This is a genomic window from Rhizobium sp. 1399 (genome assembly GCF_031455475.1).
Lineage (GTDB): Bacteria > Pseudomonadota > Alphaproteobacteria > Rhizobiales > Rhizobiaceae > Rhizobium.
The window spans coordinates 1-9,076 of the sequence record NZ_JAVDSU010000029.1 but is presented as its reverse complement, the minus strand read 5'-3'; the positions used below and the strand labels follow the sequence as shown (position 1 = coordinate 9,076).

The 9,076-nt window shown below is 60.1% G+C and carries 9 protein-coding genes; 1 reads left to right on the top strand and 8 read right to left on the bottom strand.

Annotated elements, in window-relative coordinates:
- Positions 1-298 precede the first annotated feature (298 nt).
- Complete coding sequence (locus tag J2X71_RS37980) at positions 299-907, top strand: exonuclease domain-containing protein (protein ID WP_310390559.1); 609 nt, start codon at positions 299-301, stop codon at positions 905-907.
- 7 nt (positions 908-914) lie between these two features.
- Here the strand turns inward: J2X71_RS37980 and J2X71_RS37975 are convergent, their stop codons facing one another.
- The 8 genes from J2X71_RS37975 to uvrB all read right to left on the bottom strand — a co-directional run bounded on the left by J2X71_RS37975 (position 915) and on the right by uvrB (position 8,845).
- Complete coding sequence (locus tag J2X71_RS37975) at positions 915-1,301, bottom strand: GNAT family N-acetyltransferase (RefSeq protein WP_310390558.1); 387 nt, start codon at positions 1,299-1,301, stop codon at positions 915-917.
- A 137-nt stretch (positions 1,302-1,438) separates the two neighbouring features.
- A complete protein-coding gene (locus J2X71_RS37970; RefSeq protein ID WP_310390557.1) occupies positions 1,439-1,744 on the bottom strand; it encodes a hypothetical protein in 306 nt (101 codons plus the stop codon).
- A 172-nt stretch (positions 1,745-1,916) separates the two neighbouring features.
- Positions 1,917-2,183: a BON domain-containing protein gene (locus tag J2X71_RS37965; RefSeq protein WP_310390556.1), complete on the bottom strand. Its 267-nt coding sequence runs from the start codon at positions 2,181-2,183 to the stop codon at positions 1,917-1,919.
- A 139-nt stretch (positions 2,184-2,322) separates the two neighbouring features.
- Positions 2,323-2,589, bottom strand: coding sequence for a DUF1488 domain-containing protein (locus J2X71_RS37960; protein ID WP_007818474.1), 267 nt, complete (start codon positions 2,587-2,589; stop codon positions 2,323-2,325).
- Between the two features lie 434 nt (positions 2,590-3,023).
- On the bottom strand, positions 3,024-3,485 hold the full coding sequence (locus J2X71_RS37955) for a DUF3828 domain-containing protein (protein WP_310390555.1): 462 nt from the start codon (positions 3,483-3,485) through the stop codon (positions 3,024-3,026).
- 204 nt (positions 3,486-3,689) lie between these two features.
- Complete coding sequence (locus J2X71_RS37950) at positions 3,690-4,433, bottom strand: hypothetical protein (RefSeq protein ID WP_310390554.1); 744 nt, start codon at positions 4,431-4,433, stop codon at positions 3,690-3,692.
- Positions 4,430-5,644: an AAA family ATPase gene (locus tag J2X71_RS37945; RefSeq protein WP_310390553.1), complete on the bottom strand. Its 1,215-nt coding sequence runs from the start codon at positions 5,642-5,644 to the stop codon at positions 4,430-4,432. Before J2X71_RS37945 ends, J2X71_RS37950 begins: the two co-directional genes overlap by 4 nt.
- A 261-nt stretch (positions 5,645-5,905) precedes the next feature.
- Entirely contained in the window at positions 5,906-8,845 is a 2,940-nt protein-coding gene (gene uvrB / locus J2X71_RS37940; RefSeq protein ID WP_310390552.1) for an excinuclease ABC subunit UvrB, read from the bottom strand.
- Positions 8,846-9,076 lie beyond the last annotated feature (231 nt).

Genomic DNA, 9,076 nt, shown 5'->3' with positions numbered 1-9,076 from the left:
CGGGGATCATCCATGCTTCCCATCCAGTAAAGCACGAAACCAACAGACAATTCCTGTGCTTGTCACAGGAATCCAGCCACCGCGCGTCTGCGCGGCGAGAGACTTATTCCCCACAATGAAGGTAGTCTCTGCTGGTATGGCGCTAAGTGCTGGGGCATCCCTAGAGCGACGAAGGAGAGCCAGCGCGCGCACCCTCACATCGGTACATGCCGCCCATCACCCCAAACCACCCATGGCAACGCGAAAATATCCCGCTATGCTGCCCCGACACCGAAGCAGACCTGGGAGCAGAACCCGCGTGCCGCATATCTACATCGTCACCGATTGCGAATTCGACGGCCCGATACCGGGTACGCATTCGATGCTGTCCTTCGCCTCCGTCGCCGTTTCCGAGTCCGGCCAGGCTCTCGGCGAGTTCGAAGCCGTGCTGCAGCCGCTCGAGGGTGCCGGGCGCGACCCTGTGACCACGGCCTTCTGGCAGACCCATCCGCAAGCCGTCGCGGCCGCGACTGAAAACCCTGAGCCGGCTGCCGACGTCATGGCCCGCTTCATCACCTGGGTGAAAACCTTCAAGGCCGAGCCGATCTTTGCCGCCCATCCCGTGGCGCTCGATGGTCCCTGGCTCGATCACTACCTGAAGCGGTTCAGCGGCCGGCCGCTGTTCCAGGGGCCGTGGATTGCCGATCGCCTGTTTCGCCATCCGCCGCTCTGCATCCTGTCGCTGGTGGCGGGTGCGACGGGCCGCAAGCCGTGGGAATGCGATATCGCCCACTATCCGCGCGAATGGCTGGGCAATGTGCCCCACACGCATCGCGCCATCGACGATGCGCGCGGCTATGCCAACCTGCTGCATTTCTTCCTCACCCGGCGCGAGCCCGGCGGCGGCTACCGGCCGCTTCTGTCGTAGCCCAGGTCTAGGTCAGCTGTACCAGCCCGGCCTCCGTCGGCCTGAAACCGCAGGCGCGGTAAAAGCCGGTCAGATGCGGCTCGAAATCGACATGCAGCCATTCGGCCCCGCGCTCCCGGGCAATCCGCACCGCCTCCGTCACCAGCGCAGTCGCAATGCCCTGCCGCCTCAGATCCGGATGCACTGAGGTATCGAGGATGAAGGCGTGGATGCCACCATCCCAGGCGACATTGACGAAGCCGATCAGCCGGCCCTCGTGGTAGGCGCCGAGATGGGCAAGGCTGCGCGGCAGGATGCGGGCCAAATCCGGCGCCTGCGCGCCATCCCAGGCGGCGGCCCAGAGAGCGCCGAATTCATCGGGCGAGGGGAATGGGTCGATGCGGATGTCTGGCATTGCTTGTTGTCCGAGTCCGGTCGGTGGCGTTTCTGTCGATTCACGCTACAGAAAATGCAGCCGCTCGGCCATGCCGGCGCTCGGGTTCGGGCTTTCCGAGCCTGCTCTGCGCGACGAAACCGCCGTGCCCGCACAGCTCAATCCTCCCCATCCGCCTCTCTTCCGGCGATCTTTCTGCTGTGGTCGTCACGGGCCAGTTCCAGCTCTTCCATAGTCGGAAGCGGGCCGCCCGCCAGCGCCTTGTTGTCTGCCTGGCCTTCACCGGGCTTTTCCGCCGTAGCCGGCTCATCGCCGTCCGTATCCAGCGTGGCGCGGGCGGTTTCGGCTTCGGCGATCATCTCGCCTGCGGAGGGGCTTCGGGCAGGGCGGTTCTCATTGGCAGTCGCATGCCGGCCTGTGGCGGAAGGGGCCGGTCTGGTGATCTCGTCGATTTTCTTGCGCATGCTTATCCATCGATCGTGTGGGGCCGATCGCAATCGGTCGTGTGTGGGGGAATCGGTTTGGGCTCGTGCCCGGCAACGTGGAACCCGGCGCGGGGCCGGGCTCCTCGCCTCCGGCCTGCGTTCGAGCGATGCCGGAGGTCGGCGCGCAGCCGCGCCGAGACGAATGGGTGCGCTAGAGATCCCGCGACAGCTCGTTATGAACGCTGCGCACGCCGCGTGTCCGCAGGGTCACCTGCTCGGCGAGCGAGATTTCCTCGCTGACGGAGACCCAGCCGGCGAGCGTGACGTCGCTGCCGCGCGCCGTTACGAAAATATAGCTGGGATCGAGATCGCCCGTATGGGCAAGCGCATCGTAGACAGCCGTTTCGAGATCGACGTCTTCGGGTTGAGCACGCGGGCGTCTGCCCACCACGCTCAGATGTTTTCTGTCGACTGACATGTCTCATCTCCGTGCCCGGTTCATCCCGGGCGTGAAATTGAAGCGTGTCGCAATCTCCAGGATTCGTTTTCCACGCTTTAAGTCTTCGTTTTACGCATGTCGTCGTCGCAAACCACTGTACACTTTTGCGCGATATGCTTTAGCGGCGGATATCCTTCTCCGTCAGCGTATACCGGTCCTTGCCGCCGCGGCCGTAGACACCGGATGCCGCCTCCAGAATGGCGGGGCGCGCCGCATCGAAGGCGTTGAGGCATTCGGCCTCCGTGCGGCCCGTCTGGGCGATGGAGCGCAGCGCGCTCGCCTCGATCAGAAACCGCACCTCGAACATGCCGTCATAGCCGGAGAAACGAACCCCATCGCGGCCCTCGTCGAAACTGCGGCTTCTATTGGGGAAGATCAGGGACATCGAAGTTTCTCCAGAAATTGGCGCCTCCGGCTCCTGCCAGGGACTCATAAGCGGCCACGCCTGATACCAGGCGGGGATATGCACGGCTCATCATCGAATGCGTCAGAGGTCTTTTTCAGCGCGGTCTCCTAAGCGTCTGGGCGTATGAGAGACATTGCTCTTTGCCGGCCCTTTCGGGGCGCGGCCATGCTGCTCAGGAGGCTTCGAAAAAGCTGTTCTGCAGAGTGTCGGAAGACAGCGCGTCTTCCCTTGAGGGCATCGGGTAAACCGATGCAAAAGGCGGTTTTATTCCACATGCCGCCATACTGGGGATATGGGGCGCGGGCCGGCCATTACAATGACCGGGCGCTAATAAAGGCGGGTTGTGTCGGAGGTTGCCGCCGTTGCCCAACGGCAGGTTCGGCGGCAATGAAATGCCGCGCGCTCAACGCCGCCTACTGCGCGTCGCCCAGCAGCGCACTGAGGCTCCACGGCTCCTCGCCCTGCTGGTTGGCAATATCCTCCACCTTCCAGCCGCCATGCTCCTTCACCAGCGTGTAATAGAGCGTCACCTCTTCGCCATTGCGGAACTGCACCTCCAGTTCGGCGCGATCGTCCAGCAGGATCGGCTGGCCGATGTTGAGGTCACTCGCTTCGCCATCCTGCCCGGCAATGACGGGATCGAAATCGATCGCCCCGGCTTCGCCATCTGGCGTGTTGTCGATATCGGCTTGGAGCAGGTCGTTCAGGTGGTCGGAGAAGAAGGGCGAATAGGGCGAGGGGCCGGTGTCGGGGGCGGTGTTGAAGGCGTAGAGTGCCTGCAGGAGGGCTTTTGGGGTTTTGTAGTTTGTGGCGAAGACGGGGGAGGCGATCACTGCGGAGAGGGCGAGGCTAAGGAGGAGATCGGAGAGGCGCATGCTGGAAGTCTCCTGCTGGGTAGTGGATGCGTAGCAGGAGTCGCGGGTGCGGGTGAGGAAATTTTTGTAGAGGGAATGGGCCAGGCTCGCCGGTGAAGATTGTCTCGGGCGAGCTGTTTGCCCTAATCACCGATCGCGGCCAGATGATCGATCCGCACGGACGAAGTGTCAGAAATTGGCTATGAGGAGATCATCCAATGAGTCTCATGGTAGAAGGGCGATCGTGAGGGCGATAGCCTCAAACGGCGCTAGTTCTTGCCACAACCCCAAATCCGAAAGGTTTTGTTTTAGCCAAAGATAGTTTGGGTCCGTGAGCAATACGGTTGCTGTCAATGCGCTGAATTCGGCACTGGGCTGCGCTTCCTCCAAGAGCCTCTTCACTCCACGCGTGATTTGGTTACGGCGGCGTGTGGTTTGGTCTCCTGAGATGTACATCTCAAGCTGATCTCGTATCGTCTCAAGCGCTTGTGCGACAGTTTCGCCAATACGCAGCCGGACACTCACTAAGCGCGTCGTTTCATTCAAGTAAAGCGTATCGATGCTCCGGCGGCCAATGTCATCGCGCCATCTCAAACGGTAGTTTTGAAAATAAAAATGGATCGCGGGGTCTGTGGTGAAAGGGTCTGCGATCATGCCCTCGGCATCGACATCGTAGGTGCTCTTGTGCCCATTGCAATGTTTACATGCGGGCAAGAGATTGTCCCATTCTACAACAAGGTCAGGGTGGATATCTTTGCATCTGAAGTGTTCCACCTCCATATATTTTGATTCTTCATTGACCTTGGTCTCGCAATAAGCGCATTTCGAACGAGATAGGGTCAGGAGCGCTTCCCGGATATATGGTTGGCTCCAAACTGATTTTCCGGAGGCGGCGAATTCGGCTGTTAAGTCGCTGACGGTTGTTGCATCAAGCTCCTGGGGCGGGTTTCCTCGATTAAGGCGTATCACTGCTCGCCCTCAGTAGAGGACACTGCACCGATGTAAGGTGCGGCCTGAATTTCGATCAGTTTTCGGGTTGAATTGTTCGGATGCAGCATCTCACGTAGGATATCTAGGGACGCCACAACAGCATCAGCGTTATCCTGATCTATAGCGGCGTCGAAGTTCTGCATGGCGGCTCTGAAGATCGGCGTCTTTGTATCTTCAACGCCCATGATATCTTCAAGAACTTCTTCAAGTGACCAGCCAGCGTACCCGAACTTGGTTGACGGCACAGGCCTTGATTTAACGTTCCCGTCAGCATCACGGACGAGAGCAATTACTTCAGAGGCTTGGGCCGCCTGAATTACGTGCGGGCTGTGGGTCGTAGCGATTATCTGAGCATTAGGAAATGCGCGCTTCATCGCGGCCCCAATCTCACGTTGCCACACTGGGTGTAAATGAAGATCAAGTTCATCAATTAGAATCAGACCAGCGAAATCTCTCGCGGCGACTCCGATCCCTCGAAACTCAATCTCCTTTATGATCCCCAACAACAAAATGTATGCAGATTTAAAGCCTGATGACAGGTACTCGAAAGGAACCAGCCCGCTTGGTGTCGCTACTATTATATCGAATGTCCGAACATCCACCCGGTCAAGTTTCACGTTTGGGTCAAGAAGCGAAAAGTAGGAGATGGCCGCGTCGAGATTTTCCATCATCTCTGAGGTCCAGCTGCTCGTTTCAGCATGTGGCCTTAGCAGATAACGATTGGAAAACCACGATTTGATCTCGCTTGAGGCCAATCCGTTTGCCACCCGATCTCCGTGGTGCCTGGGATTCAGTGAGGGATCCCGAGTGATTCCATCCTGACGTTGGTAAATGAAATCGCGCGCCGCTCTCACGTTTATTACATTCGAGGCAATGTCACCTAACTGTGTGTTTAGATAATCGAACTGATCGGGCTCAAACTGTTGAACTTTCACCTCGGTTGTAGACACGTGATCCTTGGTTTCATATTCCAACATGATTCTACCGGCATCGGCCCCTTGGCGACGTTTCAAACGAAGTAGCTGCCCCCGAGAAAAGACAGCAACAATTGCCTCTAGGAGCGACGTCTTGCCGATCCCATTGTCGCCACACACAAGACTCAGACCGGCTTTAATTGGAAATTGAACGTCTAGCTGTGTAAACGGACCAACATCGCGAAGGCCGATGCTTCCGACTCTAAGTGTGTCCATGTTTTTTCCAGACGAAGTGAAGAGGCAGGTGCTTGGGGTCAGATTCCTAACAGAAAATCCTGGTTGTACAACGGCCCTGTTCACCCGCACGTAAAGAGCGATTTAAGAGAATCGCCATTTCCATGGACGCGCGTCAGTTGCACTCTGTTCGTTGAAGAATATGGCTCGGCTTTTAAGTCTCCGATCCTCTTCTTTGCCTATCTGGCCGCTCCCTGGGCGACGCTCATCTATAGCGTTTGGAGGTGCCGAAGATGCGCGGCCTCACCGCCCCGACCGCCCAGTCTTGCCCTTCGTCCGGCTCTTGCGCTTCTGCTCGCCCGGATCCTCATAGCTCCCGACACCCGTCTTCCCGCGCACCAGCGGCCGCACATCATCGCGCTCCGGCTGGCCCTCCAGCAACGGTGAAAACCGCTGCGTACCCTTAGCCGCATCCGGCTTCTCCGGCACATGTCCCGTCACCGGTTTTTCCGTTCGGCCCACGGTCATCTCATCCAGCGTGTTGCGGCGGAAGAGGGTCTTGCCGTTGGCGTTGCGGCCGCCCATGTCGTCCAGTTGCGGCTTGGCGAAGTAGGAGGGCGTGGCATTCTCATCCGCCTTGCCGTTTGATTTCTCTCCCTTCGAGGGAAGGGACTCGCTGGTGGCCTTGGCGTTGCGGCGGATGCCTTCCATCGACTTGGCTTCTTCGCGGGCCAGCGGGTCGTCCATGGCGGCGAGTTCGACGGCCTTGAGGCGTTTGATTTCGTCGCGCAGGCGGGCGGCCTTTTCGAAGTCGAGGTCGGCGGCGGCGTCGCGCATGCTCTTTTCCAGCGCGTTGAGATGGGTCTGCAGGTTGTTGCCCACGAGGTTGCCGCCATCGGCGAAGCCTTTGCCGGAGGCACCTGATATGTCGGCGCGGACGTGGTCGCGCTCGTAGACGCTGTCGAGGATATCGGAGATCTTGGCCTTGACGCTTTCGGGCGTGATGCCGTGCGCCTCGTTATAGGCCATCTGCTTTTCGCGACGGCGGGTGGTCTCGTCCATGGCGCGCTGCATGGAGCCGGTGATGTTGTCAGCGTAGAGGATGACCTTGCCGTCGACGTTACGCGCGGCGCGGCCGATCGTCTGCACCAGCGAGGTCTCGGAGCGCAGGAAGCCTTCCTTGTCGGCATCGAGAATGGCGACGAAGCCGCATTCGGGAATATCCAGGCCTTCGCGCAGCAGGTTGATGCCGACGAGCACGTCGAATGCGCCGAGACGAAGATCGCGGATGATCTCGATGCGCTCCAGCGTGTCGATATCCGAGTGCATGTAGCGCACGCGCACGCCCTGTTCATGCAGATATTCGGTCAGGTCCTCGGCCATGCGCTTGGTCAGCACGGTGCAGAGGGTGCGATAGCCCTTGGCCGCCGTCTCGCGGATTTCGCCGAGCACGTCATCCACCTGGCTGCGGGCGGAACGCACTTCGACAGGCGGATCGATGAGGCCGGTCGGGCGGATGACCTGTTCGGCGAAGACGCCGCCGGCCTGTTCCATTTCCCAGCTGCCCGGTGTGGCGGACACGGCGATCGTATCGGGGCGCATGGCGTCCCATTCCTCGAAGCGCAGCGGGCGGTTATCCATGCAGGAGGGCAGGCGGAAGCCATATTCGGCCAGCGTCGCCTTGCGCCTGAAGTCGCCCCGGTACATGCCGCCGATCTGCGGCACGGTGACATGGCTTTCGTCGATGAAGACGATGGCATTGTCAGGTACATATTCGAACAGCGTCGGCGGCGGGTCGCCGGGGTCGCGGCCGGTGAGATAGCGCGAATAGTTCTCGATGCCCTGGCAGGAGCCGGTGGCTTCCAGCATTTCAACATCGTAGCGGGTGCGCTGCTCCAGGCGCTGGGCCTCCAGCAGGCGGCCGGCCTTTTCCAGCTCCACCAGGCGGCCCTTCAGCTCTTCCTTGATGGATTTGATCGCGGCATTCAGCGTCGGGCGCGGCGTTACATAGTGCGAGTTGGCGTAGATCTTGACCGATTTCAGGTCGCCGGTCTTCTGTCCCGTCAGCGGGTCGAATTCGGTGATGGCGTCGATCTCGTCGCCGAACATGCTGATGCGCCAGGCGGCATCTTCAAGGTGGGCCGGGAAGATTTCGATCGTGTCGCCACGCACGCGGAAGGAACCGCGCTGGAAATCCATGTCGCGGCGCTTGTATTGCTGGGCCACGAGATCGGCCAGCAGCTGGCGCTGGTCCAGCCGGTCGCCGACATTCATCTGGAAGGTCATGGCCGTATAGGTTTCGACCGAGCCGATACCGTAGATGCAGGAGACGGAGGCGACGATGATGCAATCGTCGCGTTCGAGCAGAGAGCGCGTCGCCGAGTGACGCATGCGGTCGATCTGCTCGTTGATGGAGCTTTCCTTCTCGATATAGGTGTCGGAGCGCGGCACATAGGCTTCCGGCTGGTAATAATCGTAGTAGGAAACGAAATATTCCACCGCATTGTCGGGAAAGAAATTCTTGAATTCGGAATAGAGCTGGGCGGCCAGCGTCTTGTTCGGCGCGAGGATCAGGGCCGGGCGCTGCGTTTCCTCGATCACCTTGGCCATGGTGAAGGTCTTGCCCGAGCCGGTGACGCCGAGCAGGACCTGGCTGCGCTCGCCGGTTTCCAGCCCGCCCACGAGATCGCGGATCGCCGTCGGCTGGTCGCCGGCGGGCTCATATTCGGAGGACATGCGGATGGCGATGCCGCCTTCGGATTTGTCCGGCCGGGCAGGGCGGTGCGGCGTCCAGATCTTGCCGTTCTTGTGCAGCGGGTTGCCGCTCTCGATCAGCGCCGACAGCGCTTCGACGGTAGCCGTGACGCCGCCGTTGGCGAGACTGCCGGCATCTTCGAGGGAAATATCCAGGCCGGCAACGGGGTTGAGACCGGCGGCCGCACGCGTCTTCGGATCGCTCGACCCGCCGATGGAAACGCCGCGCGCCGTCTTGCTGACGGTGGCCTTCTTGTTGACGCTGACGGCTTCCGTATGCTTGCGCGCCTCGTTCTCCACCTTCTTGCGGTGCTTCCCCGCCTTGGAGGCGATTTCGCGCTGGCTTTCGACGCCGGCCTGCTCGGCATCCGCCTCGAGCTGCTTCACCCAATCGGAGACGCTGCCGCCGAGCGGGGCACCTTCGAATGACGATTGGGGGGCTTCCTCGAAACCGGTCGAGGCGGGGGATTTCTTCGGAGATTTTGCCATGCGCGGAATATGGCTGTTGTCATCGTGAAATGGAAGGGGTTGAGAGTACAAAAGGGAAACGAATGAATCGTTCGGATTTTGGAATAGTGGGGGTGGGATGTCAGCCTCACTTTGGGCAGCGGCGCCAACCCCAACCTCCCTCATCAAGTCAGTTGCTGACAGGATCGTTGAGTGCTCTCAGTCTTGCATTGGCGACGACGATGATGTGTCGCATGACGGCATTGATGGCGA